Annotated in this window: 19 protein-coding genes, 2 pseudogenes and 1 other annotated feature; of the genes and pseudogenes, 8 read left to right on the top strand and 13 right to left on the bottom strand. The window is 69.3% G+C overall.

The annotated features are described in order from the left end of the window. The first annotated feature begins 312 nt into the window (after positions 1–312). Positions 313–960: a TetR/AcrR family transcriptional regulator gene (locus ABD213_RS02970; protein WP_344324064.1), complete on the top strand. Its 648-nt coding sequence runs from the start codon at positions 313–315 to the stop codon at positions 958–960. Positions 961–1,510: 550 nt separating this feature from the next. After that, positions 1,511–2,725: an HNH endonuclease signature motif containing protein gene (locus ABD213_RS02965; protein ID WP_344324062.1), complete on the top strand. Its 1,215-nt coding sequence runs from the start codon at positions 1,511–1,513 to the stop codon at positions 2,723–2,725. A 23-nt stretch (positions 2,726–2,748) separates the two neighbouring features. Here ABD213_RS02965 and ABD213_RS02960 read toward each other — a convergent pair whose 3' ends face one another. The 4 genes from ABD213_RS02960 to dapD form a co-directional block, all read right to left on the bottom strand. After that, positions 2,749–3,627: an HpcH/HpaI aldolase/citrate lyase family protein gene (locus ABD213_RS02960; protein ID WP_344324060.1), complete on the bottom strand. Its 879-nt coding sequence runs from the start codon at positions 3,625–3,627 to the stop codon at positions 2,749–2,751. Between the two features lie 11 nt (positions 3,628–3,638). Next, the gene (locus ABD213_RS02955; RefSeq protein ID WP_344324058.1) at positions 3,639–4,688 is read right to left on the bottom strand and encodes an HpcH/HpaI aldolase/citrate lyase family protein; all 1,050 of its coding nucleotides are present in this window, start codon (positions 4,686–4,688) and stop codon (positions 3,639–3,641) included. Positions 4,689–4,766: 78 nt separating this feature from the next. After that, positions 4,767–5,606, bottom strand: a complete 840-nt coding sequence (locus ABD213_RS02950) for a hypothetical protein (RefSeq protein ID WP_344324056.1) — start codon at positions 5,604–5,606, stop codon at positions 4,767–4,769. A gap of 6 nt (positions 5,607–5,612) precedes the next feature. Beyond that, the gene (gene dapD / locus ABD213_RS02945; protein WP_344324053.1) at positions 5,613–6,554 is read right to left on the bottom strand and encodes a 2,3,4,5-tetrahydropyridine-2,6-dicarboxylate N-succinyltransferase; all 942 of its coding nucleotides are present in this window, start codon (positions 6,552–6,554) and stop codon (positions 5,613–5,615) included. A 35-nt stretch (positions 6,555–6,589) separates the two neighbouring features. On the opposite strand from dapD, the gene ABD213_RS02940 reads away from it, so the two are divergent. Then, a complete protein-coding gene (locus ABD213_RS02940; RefSeq protein ID WP_344324051.1) occupies positions 6,590–7,534 on the top strand; it encodes a quinone oxidoreductase family protein in 945 nt (314 codons plus the stop codon). A gap of 46 nt (positions 7,535–7,580) precedes the next feature. On the opposite strand, the gene ABD213_RS02935 is transcribed toward ABD213_RS02940, so the two are convergent. Continuing rightward, positions 7,581–8,657 carry a fatty acid desaturase family protein gene (locus ABD213_RS02935; RefSeq protein ID WP_344324049.1) on the bottom strand — a complete coding sequence of 359 codons (1,077 nt, stop codon included), beginning with the start codon at positions 8,655–8,657 and terminating at the stop codon, positions 7,581–7,583. Continuing rightward, complete coding sequence (locus tag ABD213_RS02930) at positions 8,654–8,788, bottom strand: hypothetical protein (RefSeq protein ID WP_344324047.1); 135 nt, start codon at positions 8,786–8,788, stop codon at positions 8,654–8,656. Before ABD213_RS02930 ends, ABD213_RS02935 begins: the two co-directional genes overlap by 4 nt. Before the next feature lie 426 nt (positions 8,789–9,214). Between ABD213_RS02930 and ABD213_RS02925 the strand changes: the two genes are divergently transcribed. Together ABD213_RS02925 and ABD213_RS02920 are read left to right on the top strand one after the other, a co-directional pair. Next, positions 9,215–9,682 (top strand): DUF5994 family protein, encoded by a 468-nt coding sequence (locus tag ABD213_RS02925; RefSeq protein ID WP_344324043.1) that lies wholly within the window; start codon positions 9,215–9,217, stop codon positions 9,680–9,682. Positions 9,683–9,730: 48 nt separating this feature from the next. Then, positions 9,731–10,078 carry a cupin domain-containing protein gene (locus ABD213_RS02920; RefSeq protein ID WP_344324041.1) on the top strand — a complete coding sequence of 116 codons (348 nt, stop codon included), beginning with the start codon at positions 9,731–9,733 and terminating at the stop codon, positions 10,076–10,078. 165 nt (positions 10,079–10,243) lie between these two features. Here the strand turns inward: ABD213_RS02920 and ABD213_RS02915 are convergent, their stop codons facing one another. Then, positions 10,244–10,549, bottom strand: a complete 306-nt coding sequence (locus tag ABD213_RS02915) for a HigA family addiction module antitoxin (RefSeq protein ID WP_344324039.1) — start codon at positions 10,547–10,549, stop codon at positions 10,244–10,246. Between the two features lie 25 nt (positions 10,550–10,574). After that, positions 10,575–10,856, bottom strand: coding sequence for a type II toxin-antitoxin system RelE/ParE family toxin (locus ABD213_RS02910; RefSeq protein ID WP_344324036.1), 282 nt, complete (start codon positions 10,854–10,856; stop codon positions 10,575–10,577). A gap of 140 nt (positions 10,857–10,996) precedes the next feature. Between ABD213_RS02910 and ABD213_RS02905 the strand changes: the two are divergent. Beyond that, positions 10,997–11,841: pseudogene (locus tag ABD213_RS02905) on the top strand (transposase). Between the two features lie 86 nt (positions 11,842–11,927). Here the strand turns inward: ABD213_RS02905 and ABD213_RS02900 are convergent. After that, positions 11,928–12,869: a GlxA family transcriptional regulator gene (locus ABD213_RS02900; protein ID WP_344324033.1), complete on the bottom strand. Its 942-nt coding sequence runs from the start codon at positions 12,867–12,869 to the stop codon at positions 11,928–11,930. A 108-nt stretch (positions 12,870–12,977) separates the two neighbouring features. Here ABD213_RS02900 and ABD213_RS02895 point away from each other — a divergent pair, with 108 nt between their 5' ends. Then, complete coding sequence (locus ABD213_RS02895; RefSeq protein WP_015748766.1) at positions 12,978–13,289, top strand: putative quinol monooxygenase; 312 nt, start codon at positions 12,978–12,980, stop codon at positions 13,287–13,289. Between the two features lie 243 nt (positions 13,290–13,532). Here the strand turns inward: ABD213_RS02895 and ABD213_RS02890 are convergent, their stop codons facing one another. The 4 genes and pseudogenes from ABD213_RS02890 to ABD213_RS02875 all read right to left on the bottom strand — a co-directional run bounded on the left by ABD213_RS02890 (position 13,533) and on the right by ABD213_RS02875 (position 16,897). Next, on the bottom strand, positions 13,533–14,357 hold the full coding sequence (locus ABD213_RS02890; RefSeq protein ID WP_344324024.1) for a hypothetical protein: 825 nt from the start codon (positions 14,355–14,357) through the stop codon (positions 13,533–13,535). Then, complete coding sequence (locus ABD213_RS02885; RefSeq protein ID WP_344324022.1) at positions 14,354–15,097, bottom strand: helix-turn-helix domain-containing protein; 744 nt, start codon at positions 15,095–15,097, stop codon at positions 14,354–14,356. Before ABD213_RS02885 ends, ABD213_RS02890 begins: the two co-directional genes overlap by 4 nt. Beyond that, positions 15,094–15,549 (bottom strand): tyrosine-type recombinase/integrase, encoded by a 456-nt coding sequence (locus tag ABD213_RS02880; protein WP_344324692.1) that lies wholly within the window; start codon positions 15,547–15,549, stop codon positions 15,094–15,096. Before ABD213_RS02880 ends, ABD213_RS02885 begins: the two co-directional genes overlap by 4 nt. Before the next feature lie 34 nt (positions 15,550–15,583). Further along, positions 15,584–16,897 (bottom strand): annotated as a pseudogene (locus ABD213_RS02875) (IS3 family transposase). Further along, positions 16,470–16,619, bottom strand: a sequence feature (AL1L pseudoknot). Its footprint overlaps the pseudogene before it by 150 nt. A 151-nt stretch (positions 16,898–17,048) precedes the next feature. On the opposite strand from ABD213_RS02875, the gene ABD213_RS02870 reads away from it, so the two are divergent. After that, complete coding sequence (locus tag ABD213_RS02870; protein ID WP_344324020.1) at positions 17,049–17,324, top strand: sulfate permease; 276 nt, start codon at positions 17,049–17,051, stop codon at positions 17,322–17,324. Positions 17,325–17,947: the final 623 nt, after the last annotated feature.

Below are 17,947 nucleotides of genomic sequence, written 5' to 3'. Positions count from 1 at the left end.
GAACGTGCCGGCGCGTCCGGCGCGTCCGGCGCTGCGTCGTGCGCGGAGCGGGCCCGGGGGCCGGAGGACCGCGAGGGCGCCCACGGCCACGAGGCCGGGTCCGGTCCCGGTGTTGACGACGGCCTGGGCCGCGGACCGGTGCGTGTCCTCGACCCCCCGGGCGACGAGGGCGACCATCGCCGGCGAGGCCAGGCCGGCGCCTATGGAGGCGACGACGGTTGCGGGGGTGAACGTCGCGACCGTGGGGGACAGGGCCATCGCGAGCGACCCACCGGCCGCGGTGAGGATCGCCGCGACCACGAGCCGACAGGGGTGACGGTCCGCGCCGAGGCCGAGGGCTGCGCCCAGGCAGTACGCGACCGACGCACCGGAGGAGATCATCCCGGCGGTGGCGTCGTGACGATCCGCGACTCCACGCTCGCACGGCTCCTCGACGCCACCGACGAGCTCGTCTTCTCCGGCGGTATCGCGAACAGCCCGGTCGATGCGATCCTCGCCCGCGCAGGCGTGTCCCCGGCGACGATGTACCGCGCCTTCGACAGCAAGGAGGCGCTCGTCGCCGCCGCCCTGCGGCGCCGTCACGAGCGGTGGCTGGCGGTGTGGGACGAGGAGGTCGAGCGCGCGAGCGACGACGTCGACCGCCTCCTGTCGATCTTCTCGGCCCTCGAGCGGTTCCATGCCCAGCGCACCGCGGCCCGCTGGTGCGCCTTCCTCGGCACGTCGGCGGAGTACCCCGAGCCGCCGGAGCCGCTCGCGGCGGCACTGCTGGAGGAGACCCAGGCGATGCGGCGACGCCTCCACGACCTCGCAGTCCCCGTCGTCGGCGCGGGTGCCGCAGCCGAGCTCGCCGACCGGCTCGTGCTCGTCGCCTCCGGTGGGCTCGCGATGCGGTTGCGTCCACACGCCGAGGCCGGCACCGACGTCGCGCGCTCCCTCGTGGCGCAGGCGCGCACCGCGTGACGCGGCCGGAGGTGGCGCAGCAGGGCGCTCGTGCGCTGGCGTGAGCCGCCGCACATCGCACCAGGAAGGAGGGCCGACCATGAACGCACCGTTCATCGCCGTCGCCGCGCATCGCGCCGCGACGACGCCCACCGGACCCTCCCGCGAGGTCGTGCCCGTCTAGCCAGCCCCTGCCTGGCCACCCGTTCCCGTCGTCGGCGCGTCCTCGGCGAGTCGTCGCCACTCGATCGGATGATCGTGCCGGAGACCGTCCGGCGCAGGCGTCAGGCTGCCGCGACCAAGAGCGCGGTGCAGACCGACGTCGCCCGAGCGCGCGGACTGCGCTGAGATCCGGTCCGCCGGGCGGTCCCTGCGAGGGTCGCCCGGTGGGCGCCGGGCCCCACGCCCGCACCCGCCACCTCCTTCCCTGTCTCGATGGTCGAGTAGCGGGCGCGGCGACGAAGGAGCTCGCGGACGCGTATCGAGACCGGCACCGTCCATGCCGTTCTACCTCTCGACGACGGCCCGCCGAGCGCAGAGGACTGTCAGTGGTCGCACGTATGTTCGTTTCATGGACATCGGAGTGAACCGGCCCAAGGGGTCACTCGGCCTCGCGGCGCGGGCGCTGGCGATGGCCGAGGCGTCGTCCTACGTGGCGATGGTCCGGTTCCGTGACGCCGAGGTCGCCAGGATCGAGGCGTCGGCCTCGCCGATGCGTGCCATGGTGGAGCGGTCGATGATCGTTCTGGAGATCGGGCAGGAGATGGGCCTGTCGGAGCAGCAGGTCAATGCTCGGCTCGCCATCGCGGACCGGATGATCGAACGCGCTCCGCGATGCTGGGTGGCTTTCACCGACGGTCGGATCGACGCCTCCCGGGTTCGGGAGATCTCCACCGGCCTGGACCGGCTCGAGCGAGAAGAGTCCTGGACGCGGTTGGACGAGTCCGTGCTGCGGTACGCGACGACTCACACGACGGCGGAGGTGCGGGCGTGGGTCAAGCGGTTCGTCACCCGCGTCGAGCCGGAGGAGGCGCTGGACCGGGCAGAGAAGGCCCGCGCGGACCGGCACGTGCAGGTCACCCACGTCGAGGACGGCATGTCCTGGCTGTCGGCCTCCCTGCCGTCCCATCAGGCGGTGGCCGTGATGAAGCGCCTCGACCGCGCCGCCCGCGCACCCGTCGACCCCGACGACAGCCGGACGCTGTCCCAGCGCACCACCGACTTGTTCGTCTCATGGCTCACCCACGGCGAGACCACTGACCTGCCCACCGTGACCGGTGACATCGCCGTGACCATCGAAGCGGATGTCCTCACAGGCCTGGTCGACGGTCACGCCGAAGCCTCCGACGGCAGCTGGGAGGTGCCCGCGTCGTGGATCCTCGATGACCTCGATGCCGACGAGACGTTCTGGCACCGCATCATCACCGACCCGGTCCACGGGAACACGTTGGCTCACGATTACGTCGGCCGGTTCGCCCCCGAGATGTTGGCGAAGGCCATCCGATTCCGTGACGGGGTCTGCCGAGCACCCGGGTGCCGGGTTCCGGCAGAGAGGTGCGACCTGGACCATCGAGAACCCTGGCCCATCGGGGCGACCAACGGATCGAATATGTGGGCACTGTGCAGGCGGCACCACTCGATGAAGGGTCACGGCGTCCTGCGCTGGACCCTGCCCACCGGCCGCACCGTCGAGACCACCACGTCCGAGCACGACCCCCGCCCCGCACCACCGACGATCCTCGGCGAGGGCCTCGCCCGCATGATCATCGAGTACGCCGCCGCGTGACGGCGACGCCACCCGGTCCGGCGTCAGCGTGCCTGGATCGCCTCGTGGAAGGCGAGGATGCGGCGGGCGTCGCGGACGTGCAGCTCCTCGACCATCCGGCCGTTGAACGTCACCACGCCCTGGCCGTCGGCCTTGGCCTGCTCGAAGGTCTCGATGAGCTGCTCGGCGCGCTCCACGTCCTCGGCCGAGGGGGCGAAGATCGTGTTGGCCGGCTCCACCTGGCTCGGGTGGATGAGCGTCTTGCCGTCGAAGCCCATCTCGCGGCCCTGCCGTGCCTCGGCCTCGAAGCCCTCGGGGTCCTTGACCGCGTTGTACACGCCGTCGATGACCACCTTGCCGGCCGCGCGACACGCCAGCAGCGTCCACGCCAGCGACGTCAGCACGGTCGCGTTGCGGCCCGGCACGTGCAGCCCGAACGTCTCGTTGACGATGTCGTTGGTGCCCATCACGATCACCGTCAGGCGCTCGTGCGCTCCGGCGATCTCCTCGGCGTGCAGCAGGGCGCGCGGGGTCTCGATCATCGCCCACAGCTGCGTGTGCTCGGGGGCACCGGCGGCCTCCATGGCGGCGACGAGATCCTGCACCTGCTCGGCCGACTCGACCTTGGGCACGAGGATCGCGTCGGGACCGGCCTGGGCAGCGGCCGTGACGTCGGCGTCGTGCCACTGCGTGCCGATGGAGTTGACGCGGATCGCCAGCTCGCGGTGGCCGTACTCGCCGGAGCGGACCGCGGCGACGACGTTCTCGCGCCCGGTCTCCTTGGCGTCGGGCGCCACCGAGTCCTCGAGGTCGAGGATGAGGGCGTCGGCGTCGATCGTCTTGGCCTTCTCCAGCGCGCGCTCGTTGGCGCCGGGCATGTAGAGGACGGAACGGCGGGCGCGGAGCGTGGGGGTCTCGGACATGGGAGGTCTCCTCAGAGGTCGTAGGCGTCGGCGAGCTCGGGGTCGCGCTCGGCGAGCGCACGGGCGAGGTCGAGCATCACCAGGCACTGCTTGCAGGACGCGTCGTCCTCCATCTTGCCGTTGATCATGACGGCGCCGGACCCGTCGCCCATGGCCTCGACGACCTCCTTCGCGTGCGCGACGTCGGCGGGGTCGGGGGAGAAGACGCGCTTGGCGATGTCGATCTGCACCGGGTGCAGGCTCCACGCGCCGACACAGCCGAGCAGGAAGGCGTTGCGGAACTGGTCCTCGCAGGCCACGACGTCCTTGATGTCCCCGAAGGGCCCGTAGAACGGCAGGATGTCGTTCGCGGCGCACGCGTCGACCATGCGCGCGATCGTGTAGTGCCACAGGTCCTGCTGGTAGGTGGTGCGTCCTTCGGTGAGGTCCTCGCCGGTCGGGTCCTGGCGGACCAGGTAGCCGGGGTGACCACCGCCGACGCGCGTGGTCTTCATGCGTCGGCTCGCCGCGAGGTCGGCCGGGCCGAGGCTGATGCCCTGCATGCGCGGGCTGGCACCGGCGATCTCCTCGACGTTCGCGACACCCTCTGCGGTCTCGAGGATGGCGTGGACGAGGATCGGCCGCTCGAGCCCGGCACGTGCCTCCAGCTGGGCGAGCAGACGGTCGACGTAGTGGATGTCCTGCGCGCCCTCGACCTTCGGGACCATGACGACGTCGAGCTTGTGCCCGATCTCGGTGACGAGGGTGATGAGGTCGTCCAGGACCCAGGGGGAGTCGAGGCTGTTGACCCGCGTCCACAGCTGCGTCTGGCCGAAGTCGGTGGCCTTCGCGATGTCGACCAGACCCTGGCGGGCAGCTTCCTTCTTCTCGGTCTTCACCGCGTCCTCGAGATTGCCGAGGATGATGTCGACCTTCGCCGCGATGTCCGGCACCTTCGCCGCCATCTTCTCGTTGCTCGGATCGAAGAAGTGGATCATCCGGGACGGCCGGAACGGGACATCGGCGGCCGGGGCGGGAGCACCGACGGCCAGCGGACGGAGGAAAGCACGGGGGTTGCGCACGTGAGGACCCTTCGACGGACGGCTGGGTTACGCGTCAGTATGGCGGGCGGCGTGCCCACTGCGACCGGAGGGTGCGGCTCAGCCCAGCGTCACGGTGACCGTGCTCGGCGGCTCGGAGCCCTGGACCGCCTCGCCCTGCCAGCCGTCGGCGGACTCCTCGGCGGTCCACGTGCGACCGTCGACGTCGACGCTGCCGAGTCCGAGTCTGCTCGCGTTCGCCACGAGGTAGTGGGCGTACGACCACGCGAGCGCCGAACGGGACTCGGGCTCGCCCCCGGTCGGCACCGTCACCGTGAGGGTCCCTGCCTCGGCGGCGGTCTCGACCCGACCGAACGCGGTCGCGAGGTCGTCCTCGAGGTCCTCCAGCGAGCCACCGCCGGTCGGCTCGACCTGGCAGGAGAACGCGGCGGGGGAGAACCCGCGCAACGACGAGGCGAGGGCTCGCGCGTACGGCTCGTGCTGGGCGTAGGCCTCCGGGAAGGCGGAGCGCTGCACCTCCTGCGCCGCGACGGTGATCTCGAGGTCCTCGTACCCGTCGACCTCGACGAGCCCGTCGTAGAAGGCGCCGATCGAGTACACGGGGTCCATGATCTGCTCGACCGAGCCCCATCCCTGCGACGGCCGCTGCTGGAAGAGTCCGACGGAGTCACGGTCGCCGTAGTCGATGTTGCGGATCTTCGACTCCTGGAACGCCGTGGCGATGGCGATGGTCGTGGCCCGCGGCGGCAGGCCGCGTGCCTGCGCCATCGCCGCCATGAGGGACGACCAGCGTGCCTGCTCGGGGTCGACCTGGGCGCGGGTGCCGCCCACGTCGGCCTCGCAGTACTCGTCGCGCAGGCTCACCCGGTCACGCAGGGCGAAGACGGTCACCGCGACGACCACCACGGCGAGCACCAGCACCAGCGTGCGGGTCCTCATGGTCGTTCAGTTGGTGTGGAGCTCGGAGTTGAGCTCGATGCCCGCGCGGCCGTCGCGCGGCCGCGCCTCGACGGCGCCGGTCTCGCTGTTGGTCAGGAACAGCAGGTTGTCCTGACCGGAGAGCTCGAGGGCCTTGACGACCGTGCCGTCCGGGGTGCGCACCTTCGTGCCGGCGGTGACGTAGCAGCCGGCCGCGACGACGCAGTCGTCGCCGAGGGAGATGCCGATGCCGGAGTTCGCGCCGAGCAGCGAGTTCTCGCCGATGCTGATCGTCTCCGTGCCACCGCCGGAGAGGGTGCCCATGATCGAGGCGCCACCGCCGATGTCGGTGCCGTCGCCGACCACGACGCCGGCGGAGATGCGGCCCTCGACCATCGCGTGGCCGAGGGTGCCGGCGTTGAAGTTCACGAAGCCCTCGTGCATCACGGTGGTGCCCTCGGCCAGGTGCGCGCCGAGGCGGACCCGGTCGGCGTCGCCGATGCGCACGCCGCTGGGCACGACGTAGTCGGTCATGCGGGGGAACTTGTCGATGCTCGTGACGTTGATGTCCTTGCCGGCGGCCCGGGCGCGGGCGCGGGTGAGCTCGAAGCCGGGCACGGCACAGGGGCCGATGGTGGTCCACACGACGTTGGTGAGCAGCCCGAACTGTCCGTCGAGGTTCAGCCCGTGGGGCCGGACGAGCCGGTGGGAGAGCAGGTGGAGGCGCAGGTAGACGTCGTAGGCGTCGGCGGGCGGTTGTGCGAGGTCGTCGATGACGACGTGCACGACGGCTCTGCGGACCTCGCGGACGGGATCGTCGCCGCTCAGCGCGCTGAGTCCGTCGGGCTCGAAGTCGTGCTCCGACGGCGCGCCGAGACGCGGCTCGGGGAACCAGACGTCGAGGACGTCGCCGTCCCAGGTGACGGTGGCGACGCCGTAGGCATGGGCTCCTGGATGCTGCTCGCTCATGGTGCCAACGGTATCGAGTGGGGCAGCATGGAGTCATGGCCACCGTCGTCCAGTTCACCCAGCCCGGTCCGCCCGACGTCCTCGAGGTGGTGGAGGTCCCTGTGCCCGAGCCCGGCGCCGGACAGGTCCTCGTCGAGATGTCGGCGGTCGGGGTCAACCCGTTGGACACCAAGATCCGCTCCGGCGTGCGACCCCTGCCGCCGGGGGGCGGTCCGTACCGACCGGGGTTCGACGGCGCCGGCGTCGTCCGGACCCTGGGGGAGGACGCCACCGGGTTCAGCGAGGGGGACCGGGTCGTCGTGGAGCGCACGCCCGGCACCTACGCGAGTCACGTCGTGGCTGACGCCTCGGCGCTCGCCCCTCTGCCCGATGCGGTCTCCTTCGCGCAGGCAGCGGCGCTCGGCATCCCCGTGGCCACCGCCTACCAGTCGCTCAGGTCCCTCGACGTCCGTCCCGGCAGCACGCTCGTGGTCCACGGCGGTTCCGGTGCCGTCGGCCAGGCGGTGCTGCAGCTGGCGGCGGCCGACGACGTCACGGTGGTGGCCACCGCCGGCGAGGCCAACCACGACCGCATCCGCGAGCTCGGTGGTCACCCCGTCGTCTACGGCGACGGACTGCTGGAGCGGCTCCGCGAGGCGACGCCGCAGGGCGTCGACCGGGTGCTCGACATCGCCGGCACCGACGAGGCCCTCGAGGCGTCCCTCGCGCTCGTCGAGGACCCCCAGCACGTCGCGACCCTCGTCATGGGCGCGCGTGCCGCCGAGCTCGGCATCCAGGCCTACCTGGGCGGCAGTCCCGAGCCCCTCACCGAGGAGCAGCAGCGCCTGCGCGCCGAGGCGGTGCCGGCGGTGCTGCCGCTCGTCGCCGACGGCCGGTTCGTCGTCGAGGTCGCCCGCGAGCTGCCGCTCGGCGACGCCGCCGAGGCCCACCGGCTCGTCGAGGCCGGAGGGTTGCGCGGCAAGATCGTGCTGCGTCCCTGACCCGTCCGCGTCACGTGCGTGATCGAGTTCGCGTCGTGGTCGGTGCTCAGGCGCGCAGGTCGGCGGCGAGGGGGCAGTCGAACGGGTCGCGGGCCTGCAGGCCGACGTGGTTGAGGTAGTCGATCACCAGCACGTACGACCTCAGCAGGCCGACCTCGACGTAGGCGATGCCTTCGCGCTCGCAGTGCGCGCGCACCAGCGGTCGCGCCCGCTTCAGGTTGCACCGCGGCATGTTGGGGAAGAGGTGGTGCTCGATCTGGTAGTTCAGCCCGCCGATGGCCGTGTCGATCCCGCGGTTGCCGCGCACGTTGCGCGAGACCATCACCTGTCGTCGCATGAAGTCCAGCTGCATCGTCGAGGGGACGATCGGCATGCCCTTGTGGGCCGGCGCGAACGAGGCGCCGAGGAGGACGCCCGTCACGGCAAGCTGGACCGCGAGGAACGCTGCCGCCAGGCCCGGTGGCAGCACGAGGAACGCGACGGCGGGGAAGGCCGCGAGGCGCACGAGGACGATCGCCAGCTCCGTCCGTCGCCACGGCGTCCGGCGGCTCGCGCCCAGGGCGCTGCGCACGCTCGCCACGTGCAGGTTGAGCGCCTCGAGCGTGAGCAGGGGGAAGAACAGCCAGCCCTGGTGCCGCCCGACCCAGCCGGCGGCCCCCCGTCGTTCGGCGAGGATCGCGGGGGTGAAGGCGATGGCACCGGGACCGATGTCGGGGTCGGCGCCCTCCTGATTCGGGGCGCGGTGGTGGCGGGCGTGCTTGGCCCGCCACCAGCCGTAGCTGAGGCCGGCGAACGCGCCGGCCAGGATCCGCGCGGCCCACGCGTTCCACGACGCCGAGGCGAACATCTGGCGGTGCGCGGCGTCGTGCCCGAGGAACCCGAACTGGGTCACGACCACCCCGAGGGCGGCGGCCAGCAGCAGGTGCCATCCCGACGGGGGGAGCAGGACGGTCGCGGCCCAGATCGCCGCGAAGGCCGTGACCCACACGCTGATCTGTCCCCAGTAGTAGGCGTGCCGGCGGTCAAGCAGCCCGGCCGCGCGGACCTGCGCCGACAGCTTTGCGTACCGAGCCGTGGAGGCATGCGCCTGCGGGAACCGCGCGGTGGGTCGCCCGGTGCTCATCGTGAGGGTCGTCGTCCGCTCGACGTCGGTGCCGGGGGCTCGCTCGCCGACGTCCGCTTGTCGGCGCGCTTCTGCTTCAGTGACCGGCCGGACTTCTTGGACAGGTGCTGGCGGGGTGACTTGTCGCTCATGGGGTGCTCCTGGTGCTGCGGGTCGGATGCTGCGGTCGGTGGACGGGGAACCGCCGGGCGACGTCGATCGGTGAGTCGAGCCCTGGATCCAGTCGAACCCGGGATCCACCCGTGCCGGCAGGCGACGGGGTGCCGGGCGCGCGCACGAAGGCAGTCATCGGTCTCGTGCCGGGTGTGAGGGCATCTCACGGCCGCCTCGTGTCGCTGCCGCCGCGAGGCTCTTCGATGCGAGGACGCCGGTGAGCTCGCGGGCGAGCAGTACTGATCTCGACGGTAGACCCGATGCGAGGGGTCGGCAGGCTGAATCGGCCCGAGCCTCGAGGCCCGGAGGGCTTGCGCTCGCGCGGTATCCTGAGGTCACGACCATGGACGTCAGGTCACTCCACGACCCTGACAGTGATGGCGACACGTCAGGCGGTGGGCCCGATGGCCTCACCATCCGAGCAGGACTCACGACTCCAGAGCTCGACTACCGCGCGCGTCGTCTTCGACGCCGATCCCGCCGACCGCTCCGCCGACCCCCTCGTGGGCCGCTGGTGGCCGCGCACCCGCTCGCTCATCGAGGAGCTCCCGGCTCTCGTCGACGCGTGGTCGCCGGACTCGACCCGCATCCAACGCGTCCTGTACTCGCCGCCGGACTGGGACGACCGCCCGCGATCGGTGCCGCTGAGCAGTCGATGGCTCAAGACGGGCTCGTTCCCCCGTGACGACACGCACCTCCTGACGATCACCTTGGCGAACCGTTCCGAGTGCCTCGTCACGGTCATCCCGCCGGCCACCACCGACGCCGCCGCCCGTCGCCTGCTCGCAGGCCGGACGCAGGCGCGCGGTGACGAGACGGCGAGCCGCGGTTGGGACAACGAGGGTGGCGCGGTCGGGACGCGGCGAAGCTGATCGCACGACGTCGTCGCCCAGCCCACACGTTCACGGAGAGGACCCGTCATGCAGAAGATCTCCCTCACGGCACTGGCACGGCAGCATCTCGACATCGCCCGCGGCGCGTCGAGCGGACGTAGTGCGCGCACCCTCTACGGCGGGCACGAGCACGTCCTGAGACAGACCCTGATCGCGCTGCGAGCCGGATCGGACCTCAGCGAGCACGAGAACCCGGGGGAGTCGACCCTGCAGGTGATCCAGGGTCGAGTGACGCTCGTCGCCGGTGAGGTGCGGTGGAACGGCTCTCCCGGGGACCTTCTGTTCCTGCCCGACGCCCGGCACGCCGTGGAGACCGAGGAGGACTCGGTCGTCCTGCTCACCGTCGCCAAGCTGGACGTGCCTCCCCGGGCCTGAGACCCTCCCTGGAACGACGGAGCCCCACCGTGCGACGTGCGCGGTGGGGCTCCTCGGACCTGATGACTCAGATGTCGTAGTAGTGACTGGTGCACCCGGTCTGACCTGCGCAAACGCTGATCTGGGTCACGCTGGGGCCGCGGTGGGGCCTCCGGCGGCCGACTTTCAGCTCGCCACCAGGGCGGTCACCTTGGCCAGCTCGTCGCTGTGGAGGTCGCGCTCGACTTCGAGGTCGTAGTCGGTCTGGATGTTGATCCAGAACCTGTCGTCGACGCCGAGCGCCTTGGACAGCCGCAGTGCGGTGTCGGTGGTGATGGCGCGCTTGCCGCGGACGATCTCGCTGATCCGGGTCTGGGGGAGCCCGGTGGCCTGGGCGAGGCGGTACTGGGTGATGCCCAGCGGCTCCAGGAACTCGGTCAGCAGGATCTCGCCCGGGGTGATCGGGTCGTGTGCCTTCGTTGTCGCAGCCATGGTCGGGTTCTCCTTTCTCGCTCGGTCAGTGGTAGTCGGTGATCTCGACGTCGGTGGGACCGGTGTCGGTCCAGTTGAAGCAGATTCGGTACTGGTCATTGATGCGGATGGAGTGTTGTCCGGCGCGATCCCCGACCAGTTTCTCCAGGCGGTTGCCGGGCGGCACTCGCAGGCTGTTCAGTTCGGCGGCCGCGTTGAGGAGGCGGAGCTTCTTCTGCGCGGCCCGCTGTAGTTCGGGTCCGAAGGCTCGGACGTGTTCGCGATTCCAGACCTTCTCGGTGTCGGTGTTCTTGAAGGACCGAATCACGACACAACCCTAACGCGAAACGATACTAACGGCAAGCGTAAGTATCGGCAGTTGAGTCCCCGCTAGTGGTGTAGCGCGGTCGCTGAGTTCGTGATCCTTCGAGTTCACCTACCAAAGCTCTCTCGAATGGAGTCATCACGATGACCGCTCCACACATTGTCGACCCTGCCGGCCTGCTGGGCGAAGCCCTGTCCGAAGCATCACCTGATCTGATGCGTTCGTTGTTGCAGACGATGATCAACGCCCTGCTCTCGGCCGACGCCGATGCGGTCGTTGGTGCCGAGTACGGCCGCCCGTCCCCGGACCGGGTGGCCCAGCGCAACGGCTACCGCCATCGGCGCTGGACACCAGGGTCGGGACGATCGACGTGGCCATCCCGAAACTGCGACGGGGGACGTACTTCCCCGAGTGGCTCCTTGAGCGCCGCAAGCGAGCCGAGACGGCGCTGATCACCGTCGTGGCGAACTGCTACCTCGCCGGTGTCTCCACGAGGCGGATGGCCAAGCTCGTGGAGACGCTCGGAATCGACAGCTTGTCGAAGTCGCAGGTCTCGCGGCCGGGCCGTTCACGTTCGTCGTTGCCGACGCGCTGGTGTTGAAGGTCCGCGAAGGCGGGCGATGCCGCACCCACTACTCAGCGAACCTGATGTCCGCGCCCCCGAAGACCAGCTGGCCGTGGGTCAAGGCGCTGCTGCACTCCATCTACGACCAGCCCGACGCCGACGCGGTCCACGCCCAGTTCGACCGTGTCGTCGACGCCCTGCACGAGAAGCTCCCCACCGTCGCCGAGCACCTCGAAGACGACCGCGCCGACATCCTCGCGCCGCGAGATCCGCCGCCGCACCGACGTGGTGGGGATCTTCCCGGACCGGGCCAGCATCATCTGCCGCTACCTCGGACTCGACGTCCTCGCCCGAGCCCACGCCGTCGACAACTCCACCGCCGAGGAGGTGAGCGAGCACGAGCTTCAGGCACTCACAGCCTGAGCGACACGCCCAACCGAAGGATCAACCTCGTACACCACCCCAGCGGACTTGACCGCTAGGACACCGACTATAGGCATGGCGGTAGGTCAGGACCGGCGTCGCTCCCTGCGCAGGAGGGAGCGCAGAGTCTCGGCGTTCGCGTAGCCGACCCGTAGCGCGATCTCGGCGGAGGTGAGGTCCGTGGTTGCTGAGAGGTGCCGAGCTCGTTCGGCGCGAAGCCGTTGGACGAAGCCGAGCGGAGTGAGGTTGAGCGCCGCACGGACTCGTCGTTCGAGGGTGCGCCGGCTGGTGCCGAGCGACCGCGCGACGAAGGCGACGTTGAACGGTTCGTCCAGGCGGGCGCGCACGAAGCGTTCGAACTCGACGACGATCGGGTCCTCGTGCCGGAGATGTTCGTAAGCGACGAAGGCCGCCTGCGACGGGCGCTCGTCGATGATGAGGAGCTTGGCGACATGTTGGGCCAGGTCGGGGCTGATCGATCGCACGAGTGAGAGCGCGAGGTCGATGTGGGCGAACGCGGCGCCGGCGGTGACGAGGTTCCCGTCGACCACGACCATGGTGTCGAGATCGAGGGCGACGGTCGGATAGCGCTTCAGGAACTCCGGCCCCAGGAACCAGCTGGTCGTCGCCCGCCGATGATGCATGCGTCCGGTCTCGGCGACGGCGAACACGCCGGTGCACGCCGCGGCGATCCGGGTGGTCGCGTCGTCGAGGCGCCCGAGCGAGGCGATGACCGAACGAGCATCTCGACTCTGGAGGGCGTCGTGGGTAGCGGCGGCCGTGAGGGTTCCGAGCGCAGGGACGACGACCACGTCGAACTCTCCGGACTCCGACAGCGGGTGGTCCACCGACAGGGACATCGATGCCGTCGTGGTCACTCGCCGTTTCGGTCCGAGGATGGCGAGTTCGATCGGGTCGATCCGCGGGTCGACATCGCCGCGGGCTCCGTCGGCCACACGCAGGATGTCGATGACCGACGCGACCGCCGAGCCGAAGCAGCCGTCGATCGCGATCAGTCCGATACGCATGGCGCGAACAATAGCAATACTGCCGTATACGCCACTTCTCACATGCTCTTGCTCGTCATACGCTGAACTCGCTTCACCAAGAAACCTCGACACCTAGGAGAACCCCTCATGTCCACACCCGCATCACTTCCGTATGCCTTCGTCGCCAAGATCGTCGCGGCCGATGGACAGCACGACGCGCTCGCCGATCTGCTCGCCGGCGCTGTCGCACTCGCCAACGAAGAAGAAGGAACGATTGTCTGGTTCGCGGTCAGGACCCACGCCGACACCTTCTGGATCTTCGATGCGTTCCCCGACGAGGCCGCTCGCGACGCCCACGCCAACGGCGCCATCGTCGCAGCCCTGATGGCCAACCAGCACCTCCTCGGCGCAGCACCCGAGATCCTGGCGGCCGACGTCCTCGCGTCCAAGCTCCCGTAGTCCGCCAACGCACGAGACGATCGCGCCCCGCCGAGTCGTCGGACCTGGCCGCGTTGCTGCCCGCGGCGCCGACACGGCCCATGGAGCCGACCATGCCGTGACGGTTGAGAGCGGCCACGAACTTCCGGCTTCGACATGGCGTGCACTGGTGAGCACCTATAAGCAGGTCAGCGAGACCCCGGAATCAGATGTCGTAGTAGTGACTGGTGCACCCGGTCTGACCTGCGCAAACGCTGATCTGGGTCACGCTGGGGCCGCGGTGGGGCCTCCGGTGGCCGAATCCTCGTCGCTCCTGGCGAGGAGCTCCAGGGTCAGTTGCGCCTGAGTGCGGTGGTCCTCCGGTAGTGCCCGCCAGGCCGGGTGCGCGCCATCGAGGCGCGTCGCCAGAGTAGCGATGCGACGCCGGTCGGAGCCGGTGAACTCGGCCCGCTCGGCGAACGGGTCGTCGATGCAGGCGAGCAACGCAGCGGCATCGAACAGGTGGCGCTCCTTGTCGCGCGAGTCGGTCGTGTAGGCAGCTGACTTCAGGATCAAGGCGCCGAATGGGCGTGGGACGGAGATCATCGCAGTAGTGCCGGGCGTGATCTCAAACTGCGCGTTCACTGTCCGACGTAGGGCTTGGGTGCCACCCTCGATGCGGATCATCTCGTGGCCGCGCAGTCGCTCGATCACGCGAGGTGCCGGGTGGTCGGCGATGAGCACGTCGACTTGATCTTCGTGGGCTCCGGCGACCAGGTCGACCTTCGTGGTGCCGCGGACGAAGCGATGCGCGGTGTTGTTGCGCGGGTCGATGCTCGGCTGGAACTGATAGCCGAGCGCCTCCAAGGCGGCGGCGACCTTGTTCGGCACGCCGCGCATGGTCTCAATGTGCAGCACGATGTCGACATCGTTGGTCGGGCGGACGATGCCGAGTCCGTGGTGGATGGTGTGGAGCTGTGTCATCAGTCCGCCGACCAGCGTCCAGCTCTCGGCTGGGAGGGTCTCGGCCAGTTCCGCGACGCTGGGCCACGGATCCGGCCAGCCGCCAGGGGCGGCGCTGACTTCGATGCTGGGGCGGTCGGTGCTCATCGGTACGACTCCAGCAGCTCGGCCAGTGTCCGGCGGCCGACGCCCCGGACGCGGGGGTCGATGCTGGTGGCCGCATCGAGCGCGGCGACGACAGAGGTGTCGACCAGGGCGCGGACGTGGTCGAAGTCGAAACCGGTTACGCGCAGCGTGACGGGTCCGCTCGCGTCGGCGCGTAGGCCGAGGGTCCGCACCAGGGCGTCGAGGTCGTCGGCGGCGACGTAGCCGTCGATGCTCTCGTCGACTGCGTCGGTGATGCCGAGAGATCTCGTGTTGGTTGCCGCCACGGTCTCGCGGAGTCGGGGGAGTGCGGCGCGGTGGGCCTCGTAGGTGTGGACCTGGGCGCGGTCGCGCATCCGAGTTGCGAGGTCATCGACATCGTGGGCGGCGGCGATCTCGCGCAGGTTGTGCCGTAGCCGAGAGGTTTGGGGAGCTCCCAGCCACGCTGCCTCCTGGCCAGCGAGCAGGGCAATGGCTCCCCAGGCGGTGTGCTCAGCCCAGGAGCGGGTGCGGCCCTGGCGCTGGGATTGGCGGTAGCGATCGACCGAGGTCCGGTCGATCAGTCCACGCGCAACCCGGCTGAGGGCCCCGGAGTCGGCCAGGCGGCGGGCATGACGGGTCGACACCCCGAGGGCGTTCGCAGTTTCCTCGATGGTGAGGAACTCCTGGCCAGCCATAACAGTTAATGTCTCATAGCGGACGCAATCTGTAAAGATCGGCTTGGTGTCGAGCGCGGATGTCATCGCGGAGCCTCGTGGTCTTCCTCGTCGCTCTCCGGGTCATCGTCGTTGCTGGACTTGCCCAGGAATGCGGCGTCGATGGCCCGCTTGGTGCGTTCGGAGCTGCCTTCCATCAGGTGGGTGTAGGTCCGCAGCGTGAAGCCGGGGTCGGCGTGACCGAGGTACTCGCTGACTGCCTTGATGGTCTCGCCCTCGTGGAGTGCGGTGCTGGCGAAGAAGTGTCGTAGCGCATGGCAGCCGTTCTCCCGGAGGTCGGGCACTCCAGCGCTCTTGAGAGCAGGACGCCAGAGGAAGGTGTTGAAGTAGTTGCGTCCCAACGACTTCTTCTCGCGCGACGTCAGCAGCAGAGACACAGTGGTCGACTTGCCGTCGACCACCATCCACGGCAACGCGACCTCCCTCGGCGGATAGGCCGTCATGTAGGCAGTAATGGCGTCCCGAACCGCGTCCGGCAGCGGGTGAATCGCCCCGGGTTTCGTGGAGGCTCGGTTAGTTGGATCCGGCCTCGGTGAGGACCGGGTTCTGACGGTAGTGCTTCGCGGGCTGGGATGCCCAGTGGCAGGCCTCGAACTCGGCTGGCGGGACGAGCCCGATCTCGCCGTGAAGCCGTCGGTGGTTGAACCAGTCGACGTATTCGGCGACGGCGATCTCGACGTCGCCGACGTTCTTCCGGCCGCTCTTCGGCCGCATGACCGGGTTGCGGATGCACTCGGCCTTGAACAGCGAGTTCAGCGCCTCAGCCATGGCGTTGATCGACAGTCTCACAGTCGTAGGAGTCGCCACGGCTCCCGACAGACGCGACAGCCTCAGCTTCAGCGAGCCGCTCGGTGTAGCGAATCGCTCGATACTGGACTCCTCTGTCGCTGTGGTGGATCAGGCCGGTGACGTCCTGGCCGACGCGCTGCCGGGCCCACAGCCCCATGTCGAGGGCATCCAACGCGAGGTCGGTGCGCAGCGACGTGGACACCTGCCAGCCGACGATCATCTGGCTGGAAACGTCCAGGACGAACGCAACGTAGGTCCAGCCCGCGTGCGTGCGTACGTAGGTCAGATCGGCCACCCACAGCTGGTTCGGCGCGGTCGCGACGAACTTCCGCTTGACCTTGTCCTCGGGCCGCTCAGTCTCAGCGCCGCCGCCGACCGTGGTCTTGCGGGTCTTCTCCCGCGGGATCCCACGCAGGCCCTCGGCGCGCATCAGCCGCTCGACGGTGCACCGGGCAACCGTGACGCCCTCACGGTTGAGCTCAGCGTGGATCTTGCGGGCGCCGTAGACACCGAGGTTGGCCTTGTGCGCAGTCTTGATGTCGACGACCAGCTCGGCGTCTCGCACCGCGCGTGCCGAGGGCGGCCGCTTCTTGGCGGCGTAGTAGGTGCTCGGGGCGATCTGCACGCCGGCGTCCTTCAGCACAGCGCAGAGCGGCTCGACCCCGAACCGGTCGCGGTGCTGGTCGATGTAGTCGACCAGCACCGCGGTGGGCACCTCTACTTGATTTTGCGGTCGAGCTCCGCGGCCGCGAAAAAAGCCGCGCTCGTCTTCAATATCTCGTTGGCCCGGCGCAGCTCGCGGACCTCACGCTCGAGCTCGGACAGTCGCTGCGCGTCGTCGGTCGTGGTGCCCGGTCGAACGCCGCCGTCGATCTCGGCCTGGCGGACCCAGTTCCGAAGCGCTTCGGGGTGAACGGCCAGCTGATCGGCGACCCGCTTGATCGCCCCACGAGCGGACCCTGGGTCCTTCCGGGCGTCCATCGCCATCCGCGTCGCTCGTTGCTGGAGCTCAACGCTGTACTTCCTCGGTGCTGCCATGACTCTCATCATCCTTCCCAGGATTGAGAGCCTCCATCAGACCCGGGGCGATTCACCCCAACGTGACGCGCCGCTTGCGGCAGACCCTCTGGGTCACTCTCTGACGCACCGCCTCGCCGGTCATATCCGTGCGACAGAGAGGAACGTCATCATGATCCGGCTCCTTTGGGCAGCGAGCGTCCGTACTCGTGACTACCTGCGGTTCTCTATGCCCACCAACATCGCTCTCGACGCGATCCGTAGCCGCCGGGGTCTCAAGTGGGGTGTCCCGGTCATGCTCTTGGCGGTCCCGTACCTGTATGCGGCGAGCATCTGCACCAGCATCCTGGCGGACGGCGGGCCGGGCTGGCTCAACTTGCTGGTGCTGTTGTTCATCTACAACGCGATGAAGTTCACCTTCATGGGACCGGTCAGCTCGTCCTGTTGATACGAGCCCGAGTCCATGAGTACGCCGAACGACGCCGCGCCGCGCGGTACGTGACGGTTCCGGCGCAGGGCTGATATGAGATGGGTTGTCACGTCCAGGAGTCCTTCGCATCGGGCACGGGCGACCTGTTCTGGTTACACACTGGTGACACATGCCAACGAAAAACGGCGACTGACGCTGGAAGACGTCGGAAGACGTTTCCGCAGGTCAGCCGCCGTTTTCGGCAACTACTGACAGAGGATGAAAACCCTCGGATCAGATGTCGTAGTACTGACTGACTGACCCATGCTGACCTGCGCAAACGTCGAGGACTTTCGACAATTTGTACCACGCTTGTAACGGATGCGGGTCTGCTAGGGAGTCGGGGCCATCGCTCCGAGCCGTCGAGCTCCGTGCCCTGTATCGGATCTTCCTGGCGGGCGGGGGAGTGGACGCAGTCGATGCGCCCGCCCATGGCAGCCATGAGCGAGCGACCGACGGGCGCGAGATTCTCACGGCATGGCCGATCGGGACGACCTGCCCGCCGTCCTTGGGGAGGGCGAATACTTGGTCGCCAACGACTACAGGATGGGCGGGTTCTGGGGGAGTTCTCATCGCTCCTTCTGAGGAAGCCATCCGCGCGA

This window comes from Aeromicrobium halocynthiae (genome assembly GCF_039531385.1).
Taxonomy (GTDB): Bacteria; Actinomycetota; Actinomycetes; order Propionibacteriales; family Nocardioidaceae; genus Aeromicrobium; species Aeromicrobium halocynthiae.
Note: the sequence above shows the minus strand (reverse complement) of the source record. Positions and strands in the feature narration are given on the sequence as shown.